This window comes from Pseudoalteromonas sp. SCSIO 43210 (assembly GCF_054133285.1).
Window position 1 is genome coordinate 3,117,932 of record NZ_CP087225.1, and the last position, 26,074, is coordinate 3,144,005.

General features: G+C 38.6%; 24 protein-coding genes. 7 read left to right on the forward strand and 17 right to left on the reverse strand.

Annotated features, from left to right (window positions below):
- Positions 1–223 precede the first annotated feature (223 nt).
- Positions 224–1,660: a pyruvate kinase gene (gene pyk / locus LOS73_RS13375; protein ID WP_007378051.1), complete on the forward strand. Its 1,437-nt coding sequence runs from the start codon at positions 224–226 to the stop codon at positions 1,658–1,660.
- 64 nt (positions 1,661–1,724) lie between these two features.
- On the opposite strand, the gene LOS73_RS13380 is transcribed toward pyk, so the two are convergent.
- The 9 genes from LOS73_RS13380 to thrS all read right to left on the reverse strand — a co-directional run bounded on the left by LOS73_RS13380 (position 1,725) and on the right by thrS (position 11,949).
- The gene (locus LOS73_RS13380; protein ID WP_007379105.1) at positions 1,725–2,549 is read right to left on the reverse strand and encodes a LytR/AlgR family response regulator transcription factor; all 825 of its coding nucleotides are present in this window, start codon (positions 2,547–2,549) and stop codon (positions 1,725–1,727) included.
- Positions 2,546–3,619 (reverse strand): sensor histidine kinase, encoded by a 1,074-nt coding sequence (locus LOS73_RS13385; protein WP_033029398.1) that lies wholly within the window; start codon positions 3,617–3,619, stop codon positions 2,546–2,548. Before LOS73_RS13385 ends, LOS73_RS13380 begins: the two co-directional genes overlap by 4 nt.
- A 272-nt stretch (positions 3,620–3,891) precedes the next feature.
- Positions 3,892–5,448 (reverse strand): SulP family inorganic anion transporter, encoded by a 1,557-nt coding sequence (locus tag LOS73_RS13390; protein ID WP_008133998.1) that lies wholly within the window; start codon positions 5,446–5,448, stop codon positions 3,892–3,894.
- A 128-nt stretch (positions 5,449–5,576) separates the two neighbouring features.
- The gene (locus LOS73_RS13395; RefSeq protein ID WP_007375323.1) at positions 5,577–6,035 is read right to left on the reverse strand and encodes an Lrp/AsnC family transcriptional regulator; all 459 of its coding nucleotides are present in this window, start codon (positions 6,033–6,035) and stop codon (positions 5,577–5,579) included.
- Positions 6,036–6,242: 207 nt separating this feature from the next.
- Positions 6,243–8,063: a M14 family metallopeptidase gene (locus tag LOS73_RS13400; RefSeq protein WP_457933830.1), complete on the reverse strand. Its 1,821-nt coding sequence runs from the start codon at positions 8,061–8,063 to the stop codon at positions 6,243–6,245.
- A gap of 568 nt (positions 8,064–8,631) precedes the next feature.
- Positions 8,632–8,991, reverse strand: a complete 360-nt coding sequence (gene rplT / locus LOS73_RS13405) for a 50S ribosomal protein L20 (RefSeq protein WP_002960711.1) — start codon at positions 8,989–8,991, stop codon at positions 8,632–8,634.
- A gap of 15 nt (positions 8,992–9,006) precedes the next feature.
- A complete protein-coding gene (rpmI, locus tag LOS73_RS13410; RefSeq protein WP_002960713.1) occupies positions 9,007–9,207 on the reverse strand; it encodes a 50S ribosomal protein L35 in 201 nt (66 codons plus the stop codon).
- A 211-nt stretch (positions 9,208–9,418) separates the two neighbouring features.
- The gene (gene infC, locus LOS73_RS13415; RefSeq protein WP_007375325.1) at positions 9,419–9,979 is read right to left on the reverse strand and encodes a translation initiation factor IF-3; all 561 of its coding nucleotides are present in this window, start codon (positions 9,977–9,979) and stop codon (positions 9,419–9,421) included.
- A 59-nt stretch (positions 9,980–10,038) separates the two neighbouring features.
- Positions 10,039–11,949, reverse strand: coding sequence for a threonine--tRNA ligase (thrS, locus tag LOS73_RS13420; protein WP_007375326.1), 1,911 nt, complete (start codon positions 11,947–11,949; stop codon positions 10,039–10,041).
- Positions 11,950–12,303: 354 nt separating this feature from the next.
- On the opposite strand from thrS, the gene LOS73_RS13425 reads away from it, so the two are divergent.
- Together LOS73_RS13425 and LOS73_RS13430 are read left to right on the forward strand one after the other, a co-directional pair.
- Complete coding sequence (locus LOS73_RS13425; RefSeq protein WP_002960715.1) at positions 12,304–12,750, forward strand: DUF3010 family protein; 447 nt, start codon at positions 12,304–12,306, stop codon at positions 12,748–12,750.
- Between the two features lie 200 nt (positions 12,751–12,950).
- The gene (locus tag LOS73_RS13430) at positions 12,951–14,666 is read left to right on the forward strand and encodes an AMP-binding protein (protein WP_457933831.1); all 1,716 of its coding nucleotides are present in this window, start codon (positions 12,951–12,953) and stop codon (positions 14,664–14,666) included.
- A 144-nt stretch (positions 14,667–14,810) separates the two neighbouring features.
- Here the strand turns inward: LOS73_RS13430 and hflX are convergent, their stop codons facing one another.
- From hflX to LOS73_RS13460, 6 genes are all read right to left on the reverse strand, one after another.
- The gene (hflX, locus tag LOS73_RS13435; protein ID WP_002960718.1) at positions 14,811–16,160 is read right to left on the reverse strand and encodes a GTPase HflX; all 1,350 of its coding nucleotides are present in this window, start codon (positions 16,158–16,160) and stop codon (positions 14,811–14,813) included.
- 339 nt (positions 16,161–16,499) lie between these two features.
- The gene (locus tag LOS73_RS13440) at positions 16,500–16,973 is read right to left on the reverse strand and encodes a YehS family protein (protein ID WP_002960721.1); all 474 of its coding nucleotides are present in this window, start codon (positions 16,971–16,973) and stop codon (positions 16,500–16,502) included.
- 117 nt (positions 16,974–17,090) lie between these two features.
- A complete protein-coding gene (locus LOS73_RS13445) occupies positions 17,091–18,335 on the reverse strand; it encodes a lipoprotein-releasing ABC transporter permease subunit (protein ID WP_039489845.1) in 1,245 nt (414 codons plus the stop codon).
- Complete coding sequence (gene lolD, locus LOS73_RS13450) at positions 18,325–19,023, reverse strand: lipoprotein-releasing ABC transporter ATP-binding protein LolD (protein WP_182672663.1); 699 nt, start codon at positions 19,021–19,023, stop codon at positions 18,325–18,327. The genes LOS73_RS13445 and lolD overlap by 11 nt, the downstream gene beginning before the upstream one ends.
- Entirely contained in the window at positions 19,016–20,233 is a 1,218-nt protein-coding gene (locus tag LOS73_RS13455) for a lipoprotein-releasing ABC transporter permease subunit (RefSeq protein WP_457933832.1), read from the reverse strand. Before LOS73_RS13455 ends, lolD begins: the two co-directional genes overlap by 8 nt.
- Positions 20,234–20,380: 147 nt before the next feature.
- Positions 20,381–21,253 carry a LysR family transcriptional regulator gene (locus LOS73_RS13460; protein WP_457933833.1) on the reverse strand — a complete coding sequence of 291 codons (873 nt, stop codon included), beginning with the start codon at positions 21,251–21,253 and terminating at the stop codon, positions 20,381–20,383.
- 134 nt (positions 21,254–21,387) lie between these two features.
- Between LOS73_RS13460 and LOS73_RS13465 the strand changes: the two genes are divergently transcribed.
- Both LOS73_RS13465 and fghA read left to right on the forward strand, forming a co-directional pair.
- Positions 21,388–22,509: an S-(hydroxymethyl)glutathione dehydrogenase/class III alcohol dehydrogenase gene (locus LOS73_RS13465; RefSeq protein WP_342864684.1), complete on the forward strand. Its 1,122-nt coding sequence runs from the start codon at positions 21,388–21,390 to the stop codon at positions 22,507–22,509.
- A 72-nt stretch (positions 22,510–22,581) separates the two neighbouring features.
- Positions 22,582–23,424 (forward strand): S-formylglutathione hydrolase, encoded by an 843-nt coding sequence (gene fghA / locus LOS73_RS13470; RefSeq protein ID WP_033029420.1) that lies wholly within the window; start codon positions 22,582–22,584, stop codon positions 23,422–23,424.
- On the opposite strand, the gene LOS73_RS13475 is transcribed toward fghA, so the two are convergent.
- Positions 23,378–23,758, reverse strand: coding sequence for a hypothetical protein (locus tag LOS73_RS13475; protein WP_033029422.1), 381 nt, complete (start codon positions 23,756–23,758; stop codon positions 23,378–23,380). The genes fghA and LOS73_RS13475 overlap by 47 nt on opposite strands.
- A gap of 75 nt (positions 23,759–23,833) precedes the next feature.
- Positions 23,834–24,058 (reverse strand): hypothetical protein, encoded by a 225-nt coding sequence (locus LOS73_RS13480; RefSeq protein ID WP_457933834.1) that lies wholly within the window; start codon positions 24,056–24,058, stop codon positions 23,834–23,836.
- 212 nt (positions 24,059–24,270) lie between these two features.
- Between LOS73_RS13480 and LOS73_RS13485 the strand changes: the two genes are divergently transcribed.
- Complete coding sequence (locus tag LOS73_RS13485) at positions 24,271–24,687, forward strand: MgtC/SapB family protein (RefSeq protein WP_024590122.1); 417 nt, start codon at positions 24,271–24,273, stop codon at positions 24,685–24,687.
- 149 nt (positions 24,688–24,836) lie between these two features.
- The gene (locus LOS73_RS13490) at positions 24,837–26,021 is read left to right on the forward strand and encodes a DUF1624 domain-containing protein (protein WP_033029425.1); all 1,185 of its coding nucleotides are present in this window, start codon (positions 24,837–24,839) and stop codon (positions 26,019–26,021) included.
- The last annotated feature ends 53 nt before the right edge of the window (positions 26,022–26,074 follow it).

Below are 26,074 nucleotides of genomic sequence, written 5' to 3' on the forward strand. Positions count from 1 at the left end.
TCAGTGCTCTCAGGGTGACAAAAAGCAATGCTATTTAAAATTTAAGAACATTGACGCATTCTGACACCGGTGTCATAATGATGACACAATAGTTTTGTATAAAATAGTGGCAATAATACAAACATTGTCCATAACTAAAAATATTTTTACCTTTTTGTATTTGTATTTTAAATAACAAAACAACCGTTAACCCGCTTACATCTTAAGCACACAGGAGAATTTGATGCTAAGACGCACAAAAATAGTCGCTACCCTTGGGCCTGCTACCGATAGAGATAACAATTTAGAAAAAATTATTCGCGCCGGCGCCAACGTTGTACGTTTAAACTTCTCACATGGTATTGCACAAGATCATAAAGACCGTGCGCAAGCTGTACGCGATATTGCAAAAAAATTAGGCAAGCATATTGCCATCCTTGCTGACCTTCAAGGCCCTAAAATCCGCGTTTCTACTTTTAAAGAAGGTAAAGTAACGCTTGCTGTGGGTGCAAAGTTCACTCTTGATGCAAAAATGGAAAAAGGCGAAGGCGATGTTAACTCTGTAGGTATTGATTATAAAGAATTACCTAACGATGTTAGCCCTAACGACTTACTCCTACTAAATGACGGCCTTATCCAACTAAGTGTTGATGAAGTAGCTGGGCACTTAGTACATTGTACTGTAACTGTTGGCGGTGTTTTATCTAACAATAAAGGTATTAACCGTTTAGGTGGTGGCTTAACTGCTCCAGCATTTACTGAAAAAGATAAAGAAGATTTAATCACGGCAGCTGAAATTGACGTAGATTATATTGCAGTTTCATTCCCTCGTAGTGGTGATGATATGCGCTACGTTCGCTCTCTAGCTGAAGCTGCTGGTTCAAAAGCACAACTACTTGCAAAAATTGAACGTGCTGAAGCCGTTGAAACACAAGAAGCGGTTGATGACATTATCTTAGCGTCTGACGCTGTAATGGTTGCTCGTGGTGATTTAGGTGTTGAAATTGGTGATGCTGCACTAATGGGCAAGCAAAAACTAATTATTCGTCGTGCTCGTTCATTAAACCGTACTGTAGTAACAGCAACGCAAATGATGGAATCGATGATCGATAACCCGATGCCCACTCGTGCAGAAGTTATGGATGTTGCAAATGCTGTTCTTGATGGAACAGATGCTGTAATGCTTTCTGCTGAAACAGCGGCTGGTGATTACCCTGAAGAAACAGTTGCTACAATGGCACGTGTTTGTTTAGGTGCTGAATCTCAAAAAGAAACACACGTTTCTAAACATCGTTTAGATAGTCGCTTTTCTAATAATGCTGAATCAATTGCCCTTTCTGCTATGTATGCAGCAAACCATTTAGATTCTGTTAAAGCAATCATCACACTAACTGAATCTGGCAGTACGGCTAAACTGATGTCGCGTATTAGCTCTGGTTTACCAATCTACTCGCTTTCACGTCATGCAAGTACGTTAGGTCAAACGGCACTTTATCGTGGTGTTTACCCAGTATTTTTTGATTCTACAAAAACTGAAAAAGACGGTATGGTAAAAGCAGCACTTGATACTTTAGTTGCTCAAGGCTCTTTAGAATCTGGCGATACAGTGATCATTACTCACGGTGACTCAATGGAAACCGTGGGCGCAACTAACACAATGAAAATCGTAACTGTTGTATAATTACTAAATATAAAAAATGCGAGCTTAGCTCGCATTTTTTGTGCCTGTAATAAAAACGTTGGCTTTAACTTGCTAATGCCGCTTTTACTTTATCTCGGTAGCTTCTGCTTACTTTTAGTTCTTGTCCATTTTCAAGCACCAACAAGTACTCACCACTAACTTGTGTAACCAATTTACTAATTTGTTTTGTGTTAACAATGGCACTTCGGTGAACGCGGACAAACAAATGAGGATCTAGCTCTTGCTCTAGCTCTTTCATTGTTTTACGTAAAATATGTGTTTGTCCATCTTGGCAATGTAGGCACATATAATCGCCAGCTGCATCTACCCATTGGATTGTTGCTGCCGGAACGCGAATAATTTCCCCCTGCTCTTTTACGGCTAACGACTCTGGGTAGCGTCTGTCTGTCAATGTATCGCCAGTGGCTAACTTCTTAAGTATTTCTTCGCAATTATTACCTGTAATACCGGCTACAAAACTCGCTAGTTTTTTCTTATGGGCGTTGTCTTGCTGCGTTTTTAAATAGGTATGCACTTTCTCTACCGCCTGTTTTAGTCTGTTATCGTCAACGGGTTTTAAAATGTAATCTAATGCATGAATCTCAAACGCTTTCACTGCAAATTGGTCAAATGCAGTTACAAACACAATCGCAGGTAATACTTTCGTACTTTCGCTAAGTGCTCGTGCGACTTCAAACCCATTCATGCCTGGCATTTGAATATCTAAAAATACCAAATCTATTTTTTCGTTTTTACATGTTTCAATTGCATCAGCACCAGAGCTACATAATTTAATTACTTCAATGTCTGTAAATTCTGCAAGCCTTACATCTAAACCTTTACGTGCTAATGGTTCGTCATCAACAATAAGTGTTTTTATTTTTATCATTTCTTCACAGCCTTCTCAAACGGTACTCGCAGATTAACTTTTAATCCACTTGGCGTATTATGTGATAATACAAACGAATAATTATTTTCGTAGAGCGTTTTTAATCTATCTTTTGTGTTTGCGACACCAACCCCTTGGGCATTGACGAGTTGACCATCTTTTATTTCTGTTCCAGGACCATTATCGCCAACCTCTAACAGTAACTCATTAGCAAACACTTGCGCTTTAATATCAATCACACCGCCTTCTGTTAAGTGTGCAATAGCGTACTTAATTGAATTTTCTATAATAGGTTGCAAAATTAAGCTCGGTAACAATGCTTGCTTAGCTTCTTCGCTTACTTCAACGTTTACTTTTAATCGTTCGTCAAATCGCACACGTTCAATTTCAAGGTATAACATAAGCGCATGAAGCTCTTGCTCTAACGGAACTTTTTTAATCGGATCAGTATTCAATGTATAACGCAAAAAGTCACTAAGTTTAGAGACCATTAAATTAGCATCTTTATTTTCTTTCACCAAAATCAATGTAGAAATTGCGTTAAGTGTGTTAAACAAAAAATGAGGATTTAGTTGATATCTTAGCATTTTCAATTGCGCTTCATGTGCCATGGTTGTCGCTTTTAACGCCTTTTGCCGTTCACCTTGTAGCAATTGATAATACTTAACGCCAAAGTATAAACCACTCCAACACAGTATAATATAAACTGAATCTAAACCCTGTTGTAAGTAATAAAACCACTCTTCAGGTCTATATCCGTGTCGGTAAATTTCCCATAGATTGAACTTTTGAACCACCGCCCACAAAGTACCGGTTATGTAAGAGGCACCAAATACCACCAATATAAGCACCCAAGGGGAGGCGTTCCATATTGTGCGATAGATATAACGAAGTGGCACTGTCATTAAACAGCCGGCATAAGCATTGAGTAAAATAACAAACACGTAAATATCACGCATTTCAAATACTTTAGAGCCGATGTAATTTACCAGTGCATAACCAATCCAGCCTGCAATTTGCAAAAGCCAAAAAAAGCGTTGTCGGTTATCAACTAACGATTGCCAGTTCAAAATTTACTTTTACTCCACAGTGTTAAAGCCTAATTATATAAAATCAACTTTTCGCTTGGCCTGATATTTTCTTATTTTGATAATAAAAAACAGCGTAAAATTAACTTTTAATAATAATTATATTTACACATTATATCGATTTATAAGAATGTTTAGCACTGCCAACTGTCTTAGTTTTTAAGAGCCTTAACGCAAAGTTCAGCACCGCTGATAATAAAAAAGCGAAAGGCCGTAACCTTTCGCTTTTTTAATGCTATTTATTGAATAAGTAACTATGCAAGCTTGTCTGAAGCAACTTTATAAGTTGGATCTTCAATCACATTCACTTCAACCAAATCGCGAGCTTTATGTAATAACTGAGTACAGTCTTTACTTAAGTGACGCAAGTGAAGTTGTTTACCGGCTTTTGTATATTTTTCAGCAAGCGTATCAATTGCTTCTATTGCACTGTGATCCGATACTCGGCTATGTTTAAATTCAACAATCACATTTTTAGGATCATTTTTTACGTCAAACAACTCAGAAAAGTTTTTAACCGAACCAAAGAATAACGGACCATGTAGCTCGTAGACTTTAGCGCCTTCTTCATCAATGTAGTTAGTTGTATATATTTGTTTAGCATGTTGCCAAGCAAATACAAGTGCTGAGACGATAACACCTACACACACCGCAATTGCTAAATCGGTAATAACCGTGACACCTGATACAAGCACAATTACAAACGCATCCGATAATGGTACACGCTTCATCATTTTAAAGCTTGCCCATTCAAATGTACCCAGTACAACCATAAACATTACACCAACAAGTGCAGCTAATGGGATCATTTCAATTAGGCTTGAGGCAAAAATAATAAAACCAAGTAACATAAGCGCAGCACTTATCCCTGATAAACGAGAGCGCCCACCTGAATTTATATTTATCATAGACTGGCCAATCATTGCACAGCCCCCCATTGCACCAAACATACCACAGGTAATATTTGCAGCGCCTTGACCTATACATTCTTTGTTGCTGTGGCCGCGTGTTTCTGTTATTTCGTCAATTAAACTAAGCGTTAATAACGATTCAATTAAACCAATGGCTGCTAAAATAAGTGCATACGGAAAAATAATTTGCAGTGTTTCAAAGTTAAAAGGCACCATAGGAATATGAAATTCTGGTAAACCGCCGGCTATTGTTGCCGCTTCGTCGCCCGTCATTCCTTTTAAGAAATCAAGCACGGTATGCGCTTCTAAATCAAAACCAATCACTAATCCTGTCACTGTTACTATGGCAACTAATGACGAAGGAACCGCTGTAGTCAGTTTTGGTAAAAAGTGAATTATTGCCATTGTTAATGCCACTAATCCCAGCATGATAAACAATGGACTGCCTGTCATCCACTCTTGCCCGCCCATACCGTCAGGTACTTTAAATTGCCCTAGCTGGGCTAAAAATATAACAATTGCTAAACCATTTACAAAACCCAGCATTACCGGATGAGGCACCATACGGATAAACTTTCCGAGCTTAAATATCCCCGCTAGTATTTGCAATATCCCCATTAAGAGCACGGTAGCAAATAGGTACTCTACACCATGATCAAGTACTAAACTTACCATAACAACAGCTAAGGCACCGGTTGCACCTGAAATCATACCAGGACGGCCACCAAATATTGCCGTAATTAAACCAACGATAAACGCGGCATATAGACCAACTAAAGGTTCTACATTTGCTACAAAGGCAAACGCAACAGCTTCTGGAACTAAGGCTAACGCCACAGTCAATCCAGACAGTATATCGTTTTTAGCAGAGCTTGGCGCCCTACTGAGTAAGTTAAACATTGAGTTCCTCAAATGGTATAATGGGTGTAAAAAAAGCGCTAAATTCTATCAAATCAGCGCTCAGTTAACAATTGTCATTGTGTGGTTAAGCTAAACTAAAGCAGTTTAGCTTTAAAAAGAAAGTGCTTTTATAAAGGAAGAGAAGTACTACGTTTTACACATGTCATTGTTACATTAGAATGTACTTCTTGTACGTATTCTAAGCTTAATAAATTATCACGGACAAAGTGCTCATAGCCTTCAATGCCTTGTGAAATAATACGTAGCATGAAGTCCATTGTTCCAGCCATAGTGTAACACTCAGTCACTTGGTCGTAGCTCATAATCAGCTTTTCAAACTCAGCAAGGTTTTTCTTACCATGATTTGATAACCGCACATGTGCATATACAAGCATATCAAAGCCTAGTTTTTTCTCATCTAAAAGAGCTACTTTGCTTTTTATGTATCCATCTTGCTCAAGTTTAGCGATGCGTCGCCAGCAAGGTGATTGTGACAAGCCGACTTTATCAGCAATTTCAGCTGTTGATAAACTGGCATCTTGTTGTAAAAGTGCCAAAATTTGGCGATCTACGTGATTTAGAGACATTTTATTTCTTATTTATCAAATAAACTGGTTAAATTATACAGCTATTTTAAAAAACAGTCTGCTTATTTTTATCTTTTATACTTATATGTTATTTCAATCATCAAAGTAAAAAGTCAACCATACTAGCCAATTATAAATGAGCTAGTATTTTCATAACACACCTATTATGCCCTACAAGTATTTGTGTATTGCACGCCCTAGGGCGTATTATATTTCTTTATTCTTTTGATCCGGTATAGCAACCTTCTCTTCAAACGACATGAGTATCGGATATTTTAAATAAGCTTGGTCGTAAAACGGACTTTGCTCATATAGCCAATTCAAACGCGCGTCCGCATCTTGAGCAAACGTCTTATCGTCATTGATTTTTTTATCAAACGCGAGTGCAAGTTTCGGATTATCTTTTAGCATTTGACGAGCATATGGAATGAGCGCATAATTTTCCATGTATTCTGTTCGCTGAAAAATTGTATTAAATTCCCCCCAAGCAAAAAATGAGTCTGGCGCTTCAGGATGTAATAAATGCACTGCAAGCTCACCTGCTTTTTGTTGAGTTGTTACTTGGTACCAACCATCTAAATCAACATTAATTGCAGGGATATAATCAAAACTCGCTGATACTCTAAAACGACCTTCAAATGGCGCTTTGTCAAACGTATACTCTGCCACCTTTGCTACTTTTAAAGGCTGTGTATTTTCACCTTCCAGCTTATTAATAGAGACACCGTGTAGTTTCAACTTTTCTATAATATCAATGTATACAGGCGGAATAAAGAACGCTTTGGGTACTTCAACTGTATGCTGTACATCTTTTTGCCAATAAATAGGTAAGTCAGTATATGTATGTGCTTTACCTAAATACTTAACTTCATTTTGGCCCGAGAGCGCATTCATGCTTGATGAATATTCAATACCTTTAAATTGTGCAATCGTATCAGCCTGCTTGGCATAGCCACGCTTGACTATTAACTGTTTAGGAACAAATTCTTGTTCTTTTTTAACTGCATTAGTTAACTCATGACCATGTTTAGATAGTGCATTAATAGCACCATCTAAAAATACGTAAGTTCCTAAAACACGTTGTTTGTATGGCTTTAATGAATGATTTTCTACTAAAATAGTCGGTAATGACTTTAAATCCCCCCAACCATTTGAAAAACGCGGCGTAGCAACCCACCCCGCTAACCCTTTTTTAAAATCTCGCTTATCCATAACAAAAACAAGTGGCCCTGGCGTATGTCCTTGTTTAGCTAGCGTCTCATCTATTAGGGGTTTAAAAAATTGATTTAAAGCATCAGATACCGCAGGCGATTCGCTTGAAAATACCGGATTGTAACCATAAGTCACATCGTATTGGTAATCTGCGCCATCGGTTACGTGTACATCAATGTATAAATTTGGGTTGTAGTCGTTAATAACCTTTAAAACGCTTCTAACTTCTGGGGTATCTAATTTAGTAAAATCACGATTTAAATTAAGGTTATTAGCATTTGTTCTAAAGCCCATTTTTGTAGGGCCTCGCTGATTGATACGATTGAATGCACTGCTACGTTCGTGTCCATCTACATTTAAAATAGGAATAAATAATATGTTTACCTTTTTTAAAATGTCACGACGCTTACCCGTGGCTATGTCTCTGAGCAGCATAAACATGGCATCTTTACCGTCTATCTCTCCAGAATGTATTCCCGCTTGAATAAAAATAGTCGGCTTAGTGCTATTAGCCATTTGTCCTGATTCAAAAAAACCTTGCTCGCTCGCTATCAACATCTTAATTGCACGTTTGCTGTTACTGTAGCCAATAGTTTGAGATTGAAACTGAGTAGGGTTTGCTGCAACGAGCCTATCAACAAATGCCATAGTATCTGCATAATTAGGCGATATCTCACCGTTAGACAACTCAAAATCGGTTGTTAATGGGCCCTGTTTTTGTAAAAGCTCTACACTTTTTCCCTGCCACTCAATGAGTGGAGGTAAATGTGCGTCATACGCCACACTTGCAGATAAAACGAGTAAACTTGCAAACATAAAATTCTCTAACAAACGCCTTAATTATATAAATTATATCAACTTAATTTTTTATAATGAGAAAACTGCGGTGATTCAACAAAAAAAAGCAGCCAATAGCATATGACTCACTTATGTTTGAAATTTAAGGCTTTATTACGCTAACGAATAATCGATATAAAGTTTTAAAAAAACAACTGGTTCAAACTCTTCTTCATTGTTGAACTGAATCAGAGTTTTTAGCGCCGTTAACGCTAGGTTTAATAACAATCTGCTCATATATGGGTCTATATAACATTAAGAAAATTACGCTAGAGCTAGGCAAAAATTTCGTTATACAGTTGTTCTATATAAGAAATATTTTAACGCAGTTAACGTCAAATTTAATCCCTTAAACTGATTAGGTATTATTGCGGATTGGTATAATTAGTTAAATTACTCAAAGATTTATGCAGGTTGGTTTAATCTCCCAACTTGAGCAAATATTATTACGGATAGGTATTTGTAATTGAAATTGAAATAAAGCTACTAAATAGCAGGCACAAAAAAAGGAGCCATAGGCTCCTCTTTAATACTTATACAAAAAAGCTTAAGCGGCTAGGCCTTCTTTTGCTTTTTCTACAAGCGCTGCGAATGCAACTTGGTCGTAAACAGCGATATCTGCAAGGATCTTACGATCGATTTCTACAGAAGTCTTTTTAAGACCATTGATAAAACGGCTGTAAGACAGACCATTTTGACGTGAAGCAGCATTGATACGTGCAATCCATAATTGACGGAAAGTACGTTTCTTCGCACGACGGTCACGGTAAGCGTATTGACCCGCTTTAGTAACAGCCTGGAAAGCTACGCGGTAAACACGTGAACGTGCTCCGTAGTAACCTTTTGCTTGTTTTAAAACTTTTTTGTGACGTGCACGTGCGACAACGCCGCGTTTAACTCTTGCCATTTCTAAAAACCCCTATTAAGCGAACGGTAACATACGTGAAACTAGACCATGGTCATTTTTATGAACCATCATCTTAGGACGTAGGTGTAACTTACGCTTAGAAGTTTTCTTAGTCAGAATATGACGAAGATGCGCTTGTTTACGCTTGAAACCGCCAGAAGCAGTCTTTTTGAAACGCTTAGCAGCGCCACTGTGACTTTTTAGCTTATAAGCCATTGCAATAACTCCAATTGTATTGCTTTTAAATTAGTAAGCAGGCGTGAGATATATTGCTATAGCTCCACTTTTAGGCCTGACTTACTGCCATGTTCCGGTGAAGACCCAACATAAATGCCGCAATCTTACTTTAAAACCGGTTAACTCAGGTGAATATTCGCATATTGCTTGCAGACCTGAGCTAATTTCGGTGCGTATTATCGCTTAAAAATTATTTTTTAGCAACAGGCGCCATCATCATAACCATTTGGCGGCCTTCAACACGATTTGGGAAAGACTCAACTACAGCAAGCTCTTCTAAATCGGTTTTGATACGGTTTAATAATTCTATACCAATTTCTTGGTGAGCCATTTCACGACCACGGAAGCGGATAGTAATCTTAGCTTTATCGCCAGCTTCTAAGAACTTACGTAAGTTGCGAAGCTTAACCTGATAATCACCTTCATCCGTACCTGGACGGAATTTGATTTCTTTTATCTGGATTTGCTTTTGCTTCTTCTTCTGCTCTTTTAGTTCTTTGCTTTTTTCAAAGATGAACTTACCGTAGTCCATGATTCTACAAACAGGCGGCTCAGCGTTTGGACTGATCTCAACAAGATCAACACCCGCTGCATCGGCCATAGTTTGCGCGTCTTGTAATGACTGAATTCCAGCTTGTTCGCCTTCAATGTCAATTAAACGAACTTCTTGCGCTGTAATTTCTTCGTTAATACGATTTTTTTGAGCTGTTTGTTGCCCTTTCTTGCCGCCTCTAATAGTACGTTCCTCCAAGAATATCAATAATATAAGCGTGTAATTGGCTGTTTGTTAATGCCCTACACGCTCGGTTTTTACTGTCGATTTTTAATTTCTTCGCTAATTTTAGCTACAAAATCATCAACATTAAATTTGCCAAGGTCTTCACCTGTGCGAGTACGCACTGCTACTTCTTGCTGTTCAACTTCTTTATCGCCAACAACAAGTAAATATGGAATACGCTTCAGTGTATGCTCACGGATTTTAAAGCCAATCTTCTCATTTCTCAAGTCAGCAGCGGCTCTAATTCCAAGTTTATTTAATTTTTGTACAACTTCCTTAACATAAGGAGCCTGTTTATCGGTAATATTCATAATTACCACTTGCTTTGGTGCAAGCCACGTAGGGAATAATCCAGCGTACTCTTCAGTTAAAATGCCAATAAAGCGTTCAATAGAACCTAAAATAGCACGATGTATCATTACAGGGGTACGACGTTCGTTATTTTCTGCTACATAAGTAGCACCTAAACGACCCGGTAAAGCAAAGTCTAATTGCACTGTACCACACTGCCACGCTCTGTCTAAACAATCGTACAAAGTAAATTCAATCTTCGGACCGTAAAACGCGCCTTCGCCCGGAAGATAATCAAATTCAATATCGTTTAGCTTAAGTGCATCAGCTAAAGCAAGCTCTGCTTTATCCCACATATGGTCTTCACCAATGCGTTGTTCTGGGCGAGTAGATAGCTTAACGACAATCTTCTCAAATCCGAATGTTTCATATGTATCATAAACCATCTTAATACACGCTGATACTTCGTCCATTATCTGCTCTTCAGTACAGAAAATGTGAGCATCATCTTGTGTAAAGCCACGTACACGCATTAAACCGTGTAGTGCACCTGATGGTTCATTACGATGACAACAACCAAATTCAGCCATACGAAGTGGTAAATCACGGTACGATTTTAAACCTTGGTTAAAGATTTGCACGTGACCAGGACAGTTCATTGGTTTAATTGCGTATTCACGTTTTTCAGACTCAGTGGTAAACATTGCTTCTGAATATTTTTCCCAGTGACCTGATTTTTCCCAAAGTGAACGGTCCATCATCATTGGACCTTTTACTTCTTCGTACTCATATTCGCGTAATTTTTCACGTACAAATTCTTCAAGCTCGCGGTAAATGCTCCAACCATCGTTGTGCCAAAATACCATGCCTGGCGCTTCTTCTTGCCAATGCCATAAATCAAGCGCTTTACCAATACGACGGTGATCGCGTTTTTCAGCTTCTTCAAGGCGTTTTAAATACGCTTTAAGTTGCTTTTTATCGCCCCACGCTGTGCCGTAAATGCGTTGTAGCATTTTATTTTCTGAATCACCACGCCAATACGCACCCGCCACTTTCATTATTTTGAAGTTTTGGCAAAATTTCATGTTAGGAACATGAGGTCCACGACACATGTCTACATATTCTTCGTGATGATATAACCCTGGACGGTCATCTTTAGCGATGTTTTCGTCCAAAATTTCTATTTTGTATGTTTCGCCACGCGCTTCAAATGTATCGCGTGCTTCTTGCCAGCTTACTGTTTTTTTCACTACGTCGTAGTTGGTTTTTGCAAGTTGCAGCATACGCTTTTCAATTGCTTCAAGATCATCTTGTGATAATGAATGTTCCATATCGATATCGTAGTAAAAACCGTTATCAATGGTAGGACCAATTGCCATTTTTGCGTCGGGGAAAAGTTGCTTAACTGCATGACCAATTAAGTGAGCACAAGAGTGACGAATGATTTCAAGGCCGTCATCGTCTTTAGCGGTAATGATCTCAAGACGAGAGTCTTCAAAAATTTTATCACATGCATCAACACGGTCGCCATTTACACGGCCCGCAATGGTCGCTTTAGCTAAACCAGGACCAATGTCGTTTGCAACATCAAGCGTGCTTACAGGGTTTTCAAAACTACGTTGACTTCCGTCTGGAAGAGTAATAACTGGCATTATAAATCCTTGCTACAGTGGTGACACCTACAATGTATCACGTGTATTTTTAATAAATTAAATGAGAATGACTCGACAACGCTTTTACGAATAAGCATTGACTAATATATGTAGATGAGGAGTCTATTCAACTACAAAGATATATTGTCGCGTGCCGCGCATTTAATTACAAGTTTAAAGGGGTGAAATCCACCCGTTTTATCCACAAAATGTAGCTTTTAAAGCAAAAAAATCATTTTATTAAAATATAAAAGCATCAATGCATTAATTACGCGCCTACAACTATACCCGCACTCGCATTTTAATGTGCGTTGCGTATAATACTGCGTAATTAAGTTATTTTAGAGAATAGACATGAGAACATGTGGTGTAGAAATTACCGGTAGTGATGTACTACTTTGTATTTTAAGTAAAGATAATGACGTATTTGATATTCGCGATGTGCGCCAAACACGCTTTACCTTAGGTAACGGTAACGACACTGAAGTAATGCGTAAATTTCAATTCGATTTTGCAAAACTAATGCAAGATTACCAAATTGATTCTGTTGCAATTCGTGAGCGTCAGCCTAAAGGTAAGTTTGCTGGCAGTGCAAAAGGCTTTAAAATGGAAACTGCAATTCAATTAATCGACAACTTAGATGTACGTTTATTTACTACAACTGAAGTTAAAGAGCAGTTAAAACGCAACCCCATCCCTATTGATTTTGAAGAAACAGGCCTTAAAAAGTACCAAGAAAATGCTTTTGTAAACGCTTACGTTTACATCATGAAAAAAACATACCGCAGCGACGAAATGTAAACTCATTACTCTTTTAAAAACGCGTACTTACAGTGTAAGACGCGTTTTTTTATGTCTAAAAAGTAGTATTAGCTTTTATTAATCGAATAATACATTAGTCTAACCGCACTTCTCTTTGTCGACAATATGTGTTTATTTTAACTTTGTAGTTTAATAACTCACACACATTTTCATGGAGAGAGCAATGCACACACACTATTGTGGTAAAAGAAGTAGAACAAATAAATCACTTGCCGTTATCTCAAAGCTACTTTAAAGGTATACAAAGCACACCTTTAACAAATTCAACTATAGGCGAGTACTTTGACTTTATTGTCGACAAAAACCCAGAGGCGTTAGCTGTTGTAGTTCATCACCAAGGTATTAGATTAACGTATAAAGAATTTCAAAAAGAAGTTAATCAGCTTGCTATGGGGTTACTTGCCCTTGGCGTAAAACCAGGTGAGCGCGTTGGTATTTGGTCTCCTAATAATATTGAGTGGTGCTTAACCCAATTTGCAACGGCAAAAATTGGCGCAATCATGGTGTGCATCAACCCGGCATATCGTCCTAACGAATTACAATATGCTTTAAATAGTGTTGAATGCTCTACTCTGATCACAGCATCAAATTTTAAAGGCAGTGATTACTTAGAAATGCTTAATGGTTTAGCGCCAGAACTTGCAACTTGCGATAAGTACACACTTAATTTAAAAGCACTACCCACTCTTAAAAATATAATCCGCATTGGCGATGAAGCATCACCTGGTATGCACTCTTTTAACGATGTTATTAACTTGCCAACAGCTGCTCATGAGCTGGAATTAAAAGCAATAGGTGAAAACTTAAATGCTGAGCAAGACATCAATATACAATTTACATCAGGCACAACAGGCAACCCAAAAGGCGCAACGCTCACGCATAAAAATATTTTAAATAATGCGCTATTCGTCGCCGAATCTATGCACTTTACGAGCGATGACAAGTTATGTATCCCTATCCCGTTATATCATTGCTTTGCAATGGTATTGGGTAGCTTATTGTGTGTTAGTAAAGGTGCAGCAGCCATTTACCCAAGTGATTCGTTCGATGCAAAGACCACACTAGATGTAGTTCAACAAGAAGGATGTACAGCGCTGCACGGTGTACCTACTATGTTTATTAGTGAGCTTGAGCTAAGTAATTTTAACGATTATGACTTAAGTACTTTACGCACGGGTGTAATGGCAGGCTCTACATGCCCAGAGCAAGTAATGCGCAAAGTACAAACACAAATGAACATACATCAAGTACTGATTGCTTACGGGCAAACGGAGTGCAGCCCCATAAACAACATTACCGAAACAGACTCTCCTATAGAGCGACAAGTAACGACAGTTGGCCGCGCCCTTGCCCATACCGAGGTTAAAATAATTGACGAACTGGGTAACATTCAAAAAATTGGTCAACCTGGCGAAGTGTGTAGTAAAGGTGCAGGCATAATGCGCTGCTATTGGAATGACGAAGCTAAAACAAAAGCCACAATAGATGACGAAGGTTGGCTGCACTCTGGCGATTTAGGTGTCATGGATACAGAAGGGTTTGTCACTATTGTTGGGCGTATAAAAGATATGATTATTCGCGGCGGCGAAAACATTTACCCTCGAGAAATAGAGGAAGTACTTTACACCTACCCGGGCATTCAAGATGCTGCCATATTTGGTATAACCGATGAAAAGTATGGCGAGGAAGTGTGCGCTTGGATCCAACCAAAAGAAGATGCTGTACTTGATGAGCAAGCAATTCGTGACTTTTTAAAAGACAAACTAGCCTACTTTAAAATGCCACGACATATCCGTTTTGTAGAAAACTACCCAATGACAGTAACAGGTAAACTGCAAAAATTTAAAATGCGTGAGCAAATGCATGAAGAGCTAAGCGACAACGCTTTTTCCTAGTTTTGTCTTTAAGTAACTGAGGCTCTGGCTAGGGAATTTATCTCAGAGCTATATATTTAGAGCTAGCAGCGTTAAATTTACGTATGTTAAGACTAATACTAAAAAGTACAGCCAATTGGCTGTGCTTTTTATGTACTGAATTTATTATAAATTCAACATTCTCTTTTTTAAACGTTCTAAATCAATCGCACTCGAGCGCACTGTTAATTTAATGTGGCTGTATTCATATTCTTCTTTAACAACACTCATACTCGATCGGATTTCGCCCACGATACCTTTGGCTGTGTACGGTATAACAATCTCTTCTTCAATCATGTCCTCTTGAGCAATGCCAATAATGTATTTGTGCAGTTTACTAATATCATCTGGATTACGCGTAGAGGTCATCATCGCATCAGGAAATTCATCCATTAGAGACTGCTGCTGCTCAGTACTTAATTGGTCTGACTTATTCAGTACTAATAATTTTTTGCTACCTTCTACCCCAACTTCTGCCAGTACTTTATGTACTACTTCAAGCTGTGAGCGAAAAGAAGGATCTGAAGCATCTACAACATATAACAGTAACGATGCATCATGTGCCTCAGCGAGCGTTGAATGAAATGAAGCAACCAAATCATGAGGTAATTTTTTAATAAAACCAACTGTATCTGACACCAATATACGAGGCTGGGTAATCGGATACAGCGCGCGAACAGTGGTATCTAGCGTTGCAAAAAGTTTGTTTTCGCCTTCTACATCACTACCAGTAATTGCGCGCATCATTGACGATTTACCCGCATTGGTGTAACCAATTAAAGCCACTGAGAATAGCTCAGAGCGCTGCGTACGTCTGTCCATCATTACATCTTGAACACTAACAAGTTCGCGCTTTAATTCAGCTAACTGATCGCGCACCTTACGGCGATTAAGCTCAAGTGTGGTTTCACCCGCACCTTTACCCATTTGGCGTTCTTTATCACCTGTTGATGTTTCACGCAGTCGTGGCGCGACATAATTAAGGCGAGCTATTTCAACTTGTAATTTTGCAGTTTTAGTACGCGCATGACGGCTAAATATTTCAATGATAATACCAGTGCGGTCAAATACTTCTACACCTAGCTGGTTCTCAACATTACGTAGTTGAGAAGGCGTTAAATCGCAGTCAAATACCACTACATCGGCACATGCAAAATCTAAATCGTTTGATGGAATTTCTGACGATATTTCGGTTAAAGGGTCTTCATCGAGTAAATCATCTTCTTGCTCGTTTTCAACCATCCCTTTATTACCGGTAAGGTGTGCTATTTCAGCTAGTTTACCTGAGCCCAGTACATTAACTTTTTGGGTAGAACTTTGCTTTTGCGATTGCGTACCTACTACTTTAAAGCCTAACGTAGTTACCAAACGAGCAAGCTCTGCAAGCGACTCTGTTGCTTCGTCGCCTTTAAATTGTGGTGTGCTAATAGAAATAAGTAACGCATTAGGAAGTGATGGTTTTGCAGTTAGTTGCATAATTTTTTATATGTTAATGCACCTAAAGTGCAAACCTAATTTTCATTCGAAAGTAAGCTGATCCTACGCTGTTATGGCCGAGCTTTACAGCGTTATAGCTTACGAATGCAATTATTATCTTTATTTTGCCAAAATTAGCGTAAATCTATGAACTATTTGTGCAGGGGCAATATAATTTTTACACGCAAGTAAACCAATAAGTAACTTGGTGTTGTTATAAATGTATTTAATTATTAAGTGTTGGGGTTTACCATTGATAATAGGCTTTATGTAGCATTGCACATACACAAGCCCATTAACTAAAAGCTAATTAGTTAAAAACTAATTAGCTAAAATCAATTACTCAGCAGACTCTTCTGGACGATGCTGCTTTTGTACACCGGTTAAAAACAAGCGTAATATTTGATCGTTACAAACACGGTAATGTTTGTTATCTACTTTACGAGAAAATGCACTTAACTCATGTTTACTTAAGTCAAAATCAACAAGTGCAAGTGTTGCTATGACATCTTCTGCTTTCATATTTAAAGCAATACGTAGCTTCATAAAGATAATATTGTTGTTTAGCTTTTTCTCAGGCTCTGGTTGCTCACCTTCGCGTTTGCCACGTTGGGTATTAATAAACCCATTTAAAAAGCTAGCAAACTCAGTATCACTTATTGGGGTAAAAGCCTCTTCACCTTCTTTAGTTAACCATGCAATTACTTGCTCTTTGGTGACCGTATGCTCTGCTGATGCAAAAACATTGACCATAGCAGTATCAGTTAAGTTAAAAGTGTAGCGAATGCGGCGTAAAATATCGTTATTAGTCAAAGTAAATCCCAAAGTGAGGTATAGCAACCAAGCAGTTATTGCTTAATTTTAAATAAGCGCCTAGTTTAACAGGTTTACTAATACCACCCTATTAATTTTTATCTGAGCTTCTTATACCTAGTTACCAAGCACCTTGGCAGGATCTACGCGCGTTGCTTGCCATGCAGGATAAATAGTGGCAAGTATCGCAAGCACAAACGTAACAATCACTGTAATACCAATGTCTTCGAGTACTAATTTACTTGGTAAAAACTCTATAAAATAAACGCCCTCAAGTGGATTGGCTCCAAATAATTGGCTTATCCACGTAAAAAGCTCACTTATATTAAGCGCTAATACCACACCAATTAGTGTTCCTAGTGCCACGCCTACAAATGCTTGCATTAAGCCTTGCATTACAAAGGTGGCTAAAATAGTACTGTCTTTCGCGCCCATGGTTTTTAAAATTGCGATATTGCCTTGTTTTTCGCGTACTTCCATCACCAAGGACGATACAATATTAAAACTGGCTACCGCTATAATTAAAAACACCACAATATAAACAATGGTACGCACCATTTGAATATCTTGATAAAGGCTGCCTTGGGTTCTAAACCAACTAGAAATATACACGTAGTCGTCAATAGTTTGCCCTACTTTTAGCGCTATTTGATGCGCCGAAAACACATCATCAACACTTAACCGCAGCCCTGTTACTTGGGTTTCATCGTAACCCAATGTTTGCTGTGCTTTATTAAGATGTATAAATGCAGCGGTACTATCAATCGGTCCGCCCATTTCTATAACACCTGCAAGGTTAAGTGTTACGCGTTTAGGCGCTAATAATGATTGACCTTTTTGACTAATTTGCGGAATAAGTAATGTAATGTTATCGCCTACTTTGGCGTCTAACTGTTTTACTATTTGCTTACCTAAAATTACATCGTCAAGGCCTAGCTGGCTGACTAATTTACCACTGGTAAACTGATTTACCGCCGATACATTACTCTCGAGCGATGGCTCAACACCTCGAATTTCTATCGCTTTTAGCTGGCTTTTATATTGCGCCATTCCGTTAACGGCAATAAATGGCGCAGCCCCTGTTACATGCGGTTGTGTTTGTAAATCCTCAACCTTTTGCGACCAATTTGCAATGGGTCTACTTGGTGCTACATATTCAACCTGCGGCACAACACTTAGTAATCTATGTACTAGTTGCTGCTCAAAACCATTAATTACCGACAGCGCCACAATTAAAACCGCGACACCTAATAAAATACCAATAGTCGACGCTTTAGCGATAAAACTAACAAAGCCGTTTTTTTCATCTTTGTGGCCTGAATAGGCTCTAAAACGTTTACTTAAAAATGCACTAAGCAACATGCTGCGACTCTTTAATAGCTAGTTTTCCATCGTCTAAATAAGCTATTTTGCCTAGCTTATCGGCAAGTTCTAAATCGTGTGTAACTACCACAAAACTCGTGTTTAAGCTTTGGTTAAGCTCATTAATTAAATCGTAAATTTTAATCGCATTTTGTTTATCTAAATTACCGGTTGGTTCATCAGCAAGCACAAGCGCAGGTTTAGTAACCAGTGCGCGGGCAATAGCCACGCGTTGGCGCTCTCCACCAGAAAGCGCAGACGGTTTATGCGAGCTGCGATGTGCAAGGCCTACTTTTTCGAGCATATCGAGCGCTTGAGCTTTGGATTCTTTTGCACTCAAGCCTTTAATTAATAATGGCATAGCCACGTTTTCAACTGCGCTAAACTCCATTAATAAGTGATGAAATTGATAGATAAAGCCCAAATTTTGGTTTCTAAATGCGGCTTGCTCTGTTCGCGAAAGTTTTGCAACTTCTTGGTTTTTAATTTTAGCGCTACCTGAGCTTGCGGTATCTAATGTGCCAAGTATGTGTAAAAGCGTACTTTTACCAGAGCCAGAACTCCCTACAATAGCGAGCATTTCACCTTGCTGCAGAGCTAAATCAACACCTTTTAATACTTCAACTTGGTTGCTGCCATCTTGATAAACCTTACTTAAATTTTCACAACTAATTACTAAATCATTCATAACGTAATACCTCTGCTGGTTTTACTTTTGCGGCTTTTCGCGCAGGATATAATGTAGCTAAAAAGCTCATAGCAATACTGGCAAACGCTATTATTACTAAACTCAAAATATCAAATTTTACCGGAAGCTCTATACCCGCCAATAAGTTTAAGCCAACTAATGCAAGTAGCTCATTTATATATAAACTAAATATTACACCTAAAAATGCGCCTATTGCGGTACCAATTACGCCGTTATATAAGCCTTGCACCATAAACACTTTTTGCACCTGCGAAGGTGTTAAACCTAACGTTTGTAGTATGGCTACTTCACCTTGTTTTTCGCTTACCATCATGGTTAATGCCGATACAATATTAAATACAGCCACCAATACAATGAGGGCAAGCAACATAGACATAATGCGCTTTTCCATAGCCACGGCTGCAAATAGAGTACCTTGGGTACTGCGCCAATCACTGTAATTGTGATCTTTTAAAATACGTTGGCTTGCTTCAATAAATTCATCTAGTTCGAAAGCTTCGTGCAATGAAACACTTAAATTTGGGGCGGTGTTTTTATCCAGCTTTAACACCCGCTGTAGTGAAGCGCCACTTGTAAACGCAAGTGCCATATCTATCTCAGATCCGGTTTCGTATATTGCGGCAACTTTAAATAAACGCTGGCTGGGTACTCGCCCAAGAGGTGTATATGTTGAAGCATTAGGCATAATAACGCGAAGCTTATCACCCACGCTAACGCCTAATTTACGACTCAAATAACGGCTTATAGCAATGTTGTAATTTTTGTTTAATACAGTTTTCCAATCGCCTTGCACTATTTTATCGGTAATTTTATACAAAGACCCGCTGTCGTTATAAAGGCCTTGTAGTAAAACGCCGTGCAAGTCTTTATTCGTTTGCAAAATAGCTTCGCCGTGGCGATATAAGCTTACATGATCAACATAAGGAGATTGTTCGAGGTCGGTTTTAAGGGTGCCCATTTGGGTGGCAGTGTTTTTACCTGCGCTAACTTCAACATGCGGAATAAGTCCAAGCATATTGGTTTTTAGGCTATTTTCAAACCCGTTCATTACACTGCTTACCGTAAATAATGCCATTAAACCAATAGCGATACCGGCAATAGAAAAAAACGAAATAAACGATATAAACGCATTTCCTTTAGAGGAGCGACTATATCTAAGCCCTATAAATAAGCTAACCGGTTGAAACATATTATTTTTAACACTTATCGTAAAAGTATTGAGCAATAGTAGCACGAAAAAAGTGCCTTTGGGTATGGCGTAAAATGTAAGAAATAATTTAAAAATCTGATACTTGGCTATATTTACAGCAATACATGCTTAACCATTAATTCGCGGTTAAGCTTTCAGCCCTTTAACTAAATAATCGAGCAATACCCGTACATTAGTCGCCACAAACTGCCTTGGTGGATATACGCCCCATACCCCTTCTTGCTGTGGTTGATAGGGTGTTAAAATAGGCACCAATTGCCCTGAGTTAATTTCGTTTCCAATGTAGTAGTCTGGGAGCTGTACAATACCGAGTCCCTTTTTTGCGCCATCCACCAGCGCCCAACCACTATTACACTGTAGCCGCCCCGCTATTTTAATGTGTTTATCGCGCCCATTTTCGTTTACGCGCCAGTAGCTACTATTCCCAATTAAACATTCATGGCTGTTTAGCTCGCCTAAAGTATGCGGCTCACCAAATCGCGTTAAATACTGTGGTGCCGCGCACATTATAAAGCGCCGCGCACTTAACCTACGCGCTTTTAAGCTCGAATCTTTTAAATGCCCTAACCTTATGGCTAAATCAAATCCGCCCTCTAACAAATTTTCTTGTTCGTTACTTAATGTGGCAACAACTTCTACCTCGGGATGATCCTTCATAAAATTATGCACTATAGGCATAATAAAGCTCTCTCCGTACATAACTGGTGCTGTGAGCTTAATTTTACCCTTTGGTGTAGTTTGGTGCGTGGCAAGACCTTGAGTTGCTTCATCCATAGCATGTTGTAAGTGCTTTATTTGATGTAAATACACTTCACCTTCTTTAGTTAAAACCACTTTACGGGTTGTACGAGTTAATAGTTGTGTATTTAAACGTTGCTCAAGCGCCGTAACATGGCGGCTAATATGTGCAACCGAAAGCCCAAGCGTTTTTGCAGCCGCAGTAAAGCTGCCCTCCTCCCCTACAGCTATAAACTCATCTATTCCATTCCAACGCGCCATTATTACCATACTGTAAAAGTGTTTTAATAAAATTGAGATTATCATTATTTGAGAAACAAATACAATAAGCACATCACCCAAGCAAATTGGGTCTACAATTATTTTTTAATAGCCAGTTAAAGGAAATAAAACACATGTCTGAATTTATTAAATCAAAAGCCGCCATTGCTTGGGGTCCTAATCAACCACTTAGCGTTGAAGAAGTTGATGTAATGATGCCTAAACAAGGCGAAGTAATGGTAAAAATTACCGCTACAGGTGTGTGTCATACCGATGCATTTACATTATCGGGCCAAGATCCTGAAGGCATATTTCCTGCTATTTTAGGTCACGAAGGCGCTGGTGTTGTTTATGCTGTTGGCGAAGGCGTAACGAGTGTTGAAGTGGGGGATCATGTTATTCCTTTATACACTGCAGAATGTGGCGTATGTAAAATGTGTACCTCAGGTAAAACTAACCTGTGCTCAGCCGTGCGCGAAACACAAGGTAAAGGCCTAATGCCAGACGGCACAACACGCTTTTTTAAAGATGGCCAACCAATTTATCACTACATGGGAACGTCTACGTTTTCTGAGTACACAGTATTGCCAGAGATCTCACTCGCTAAAGTAAATAAAGAAGCATCACTAGAAGAGATTTGCTTACTAGGCTGTGGTGTAACAACAGGCATGGGCGCAGTTACCAACACCGCTAAAGTAAAGCCTGGCGACACTGTTGCTATATTTGGCTTGGGCGGTATTGGTTTATCTGCGATTATTGGCGCAAAAATGGCTGGTGCTGGTCGTATTATTGGTGTTGATATAAACACCACTAAATTCGATTTAGCTACAAAACTAGGTGCAACTGATTTAATTAACCCAAAAGATTTCGACAAGCCAATTCAAGAAGTTATTGTTGAAATGACCGACGGCGGCGTTGACTACTCGTTTGAATGTATTGGTAATGTTGACGTTATGCGCTCAGCGCTTGAGTGTTGTCACAAAGGTTGGGGTGAGTCGGTCATTATTGGTGTGGCAGGTGCAGGCCAAGAAATATCAACCCGTCCGTTTCAGCTGGTAACTGGGCGTGTATGGCGTGGTAGTGCATTTGGTGGCGTTAAAGGCCGTTCACAACTTCCTGAAATTGTTGAGCGTTACATGGCAGGTGAATTTGCTCTTAGCGACTTTATTACTCACACAATGAGCCTTGAAGATATTAACGAAGCGTTTGATTTAATGCATAAAGGCAAAAGTATTCGTACAGTCATTCATTACTAATAAACTGCATTCGTAAAATAGCTTATTAATAAGCCGTAATACTTTTAAGTTTACGGCTTTTAAGGATTAAGTATGTTAGAAAATATCTCAAGTGTAAAAGTGTCTGGCGGTTGGCATAAGCAATATACTCACAGCTCGCAAAGTACACATTGCACTATGCGCTTTGCCGTATTTTTACCACCTGGCGCAAGTGAAGCAAATAAAGTACCGGTACTTTATTGGTTATCGGGATTAACCTGTACCGACGAAAATTTTATGCAAAAAGCCGGTGCATTTAAAAAAGCAGCAGAGCTGGGTATTGCTATTGTAGCGCCTGACACCAGCCCGCGTGGCGAGAACGTCCCCAATGAAGACAGCTACGACTTTGCACAAGGCGCAGGCTTTTACGTAAATGCCACGCAAGCTCCTTACAACACCCATTTTAATATGTACGATTATGTTGTTAGTGAATTACCAGCACTTATTGAACAACATTTTCCAATAACAAGCACAAAAGCAATTAGCGGTCACTCTATGGGCGGGCACGGTGCATTAATGGTTGCACTTAAAAACCCGACTGCGTTTGTAAGTGCCTCGGCTTTTAGCCCTATTGTAAATCCTATTGAATGCCCTTGGGGTGTAAAAGCATTTACTGGTTATTTAGGAAATGATAAAGCGCTTTGGAAGCAATACGACAGCTGCGAGCTGATGAAAAACACAGAGCAAGCTCATTACTTACCCATGTTAGTGAGTCAAGGTGATGCCGATGGTTTTTTACAAGAGCAACTTAAGCCAGAAAACTTAGTCGCTATTGCAAATAAAAAAGGCTACCCGCTTACACTTGAAATGCAAGCAGGCTATGATCATAGTTACTTTTTTATAAGCAGCTTTATTGACCAACACTTATTATTTCATCATCAGTTTTTAACTGCTTAGAGTGAGATTCGTTAGTGTGTAGATTAGATCCCTCAACATCTACACACTCTTTTAAACTCTTTGTTACTTGCCTACATGTTTGCGTAGTAGTGCTTTCCCCTTTAACTAGGCTAACAAGAGCCGAATCTATCTTTAATCCCATATCAGTAAAGTTAAATCCGTTTTTATCTGTAGGTACTGGCTCTAGTGGGTTTTTATAAGGTGTTGACTGCGCCGGGCTAATACTATTTTCATCATTACGCGCCTGAGATTGTGCTTGCCCATCAATAATAGCGCCCGCAACTGTACAGCCAGAAAGGCAATAAAAAAACAAAAGTACAATAAGTGTTTTCATCATTCATCCTAAACAAAATATTACCTAAATTGTATACGTTTTTTATTGTAACTCTGTAAAAAAATGTAAGTATTACTACCTAAAATCATTTATAAACTCTCTTGTAACACCCACCAGCTGCAATATAAAAAATGGCGACCCTAAATAACCTAAAATTTTATTAATAGCGGGTTGTAAGTGCTCTGTGAGTAATTCAGGAAATAAAAAAGCAAAAACAGATAACCCAACACAAAATAGTAAGGCTGTTTTTTCAAGTTTAGTTGTTGTGATTAATGTTTTATTTAAAGGCAAAAGGTTCACATAGGTGTCTTTTAGTATGATAAAAGAATACGGGGCTTTAAAACTCAGATCAAATTAACTATCGCGTAAAATAGTAATAAAGGCATGTAAAAGTTTCCTAAATAATTCTTGTTAAATACAGGAATTAACAATAACTCATTGATTAATATTCATTTATGCCATGGCTTGCTGTTTGCTTATTATTAATAAAGTTAACCAGCGCAGGCTCAATAATGGAAATTGATTTACAGTGGAATGAAATCATCGATAACTTAATACACTTAGGTATTGCATACCTACTTGCACTACCCATGGCTTACGACAGAGAGCGAAGTAATGATGGCGCAGGTCTTCGTACCTTTCCTCTTGTTGCTGTTGCATCGTGTGGGTATGCATTAATCGCTATGTCGGTTTTAGATGGCGCAGAAGCTCAATCTAAAATGTTGCAAGGCATCATTACTGGCATTGGTTTTATTGGCGGTGGCGCAATTTTGAAAAATAACAAATCAACCTCCGGTACAGCAACCGCAGCCAGTATTTGGAATATGGGCTTAATTGGTATAGCTGTAGCCTATAGCCGTTACGAAATAGCCATTTTGCTCGCCATTATTAATTTTATAACGCTAAGGTATGTAAAAAAGTTTAAGTGATAATTAGCTGTATTATTACAAGTAATGCGAGCAGATATTGGTCGTATTACGTGTGTATAATCACTGGCAAAATATAAATACACGATTTCAATTTGATACAATATAACATATAATAAATGCAGTTTTAAATCACTCTATATAGCTCTCTTATGTCGCTACCTTCAACCGATAACCGCTTACATCATATTGATATATTACGGGGCATTATAATTATATTTATGGTTATTGACCATGGTATGTATTATTGCCTTAATTACTCAGTTACCGATCCGATGACCATTCCAGGGACTGATCCCGTTACCTTTTTTACGCGTTTTGTTTCTCACTTTTGCGCACCACTCTTCGTATTCTTAGCAGGTCTATCTGCGGCTATAACAGAGCATAAATATGTATCCACTAAAGCATTTTCACAAAGCTTGATTATTCGTGGTTTAGTACTAATTTTGTTTGAATTTACTATTGTTTCGTGGTCTTGGAGCTTTAACCCATTATACCCAATGCTATACGCACAAGTTATTTGGGCTATCGGCTGGGGCTTTGTTATTTTAGGACTGCTGCGTTTCTTGGGCATTTATGCCATTTTTGTAGCAGGGTTATTACTCGTGTTTGGGCATAATTTATTTGATGGAACAAGCTTTGAGCCTAATACATTTGCACATACTGCTTGGTCCATTGCGCATCAAAAAAATGTACTTGATCTCCCTTTTGATTTTCAAATTAGAACAACCTACCCAGTTGCCCCCATTGTTGGCTTAATGGCATTGGCATATTGCGCTGGTGTTTATTACAAAGCAAAACAATACAGTAAAAAAGTGATGAATCACGCATTGTTATTAGGGGTTATTTGCCTTGCGCTTTATGGCATTTTACGGGGATTTAACTTATACGGTGATATGTCACAGTTTGCTATACATACAAGCTCATTGCTCACTGTTATGTCGTTTCTAAACCCAACAAAGTATCCGCTTTCGCTGCAATTTATGTTACTTGCAGTTGGCCTTGGGCTTATTTCTTTAAAGGCATTAAGTGCTTTAAAAACCGATTTTTCGCATAACTTTTTACAAGTACTGGGTAAAACAAGTATGTTTTCATACCTTGTGCATTTGTATTTATTACATGCTATTGCTTGGTTACTTATACCTATTCTTGGCTTTAATTTTAGCGATATGACCTACGCAGATACTCTCGTTGGTTTGCCTGAAGGTTATGGCATGAGTTACACAGCAACACTTTTATTCATAGCCGTTGTAATAGGGCTAACAACCCTACTCGCTAAGCGATACATTGTTTGGAAGCGAAGCCACAAACATAGCTTAATTGCTAAATATATATAAGTAAAAACACAAACCCCGCATAATATTTGCGGGGTTTTATGTCATTAACCAAT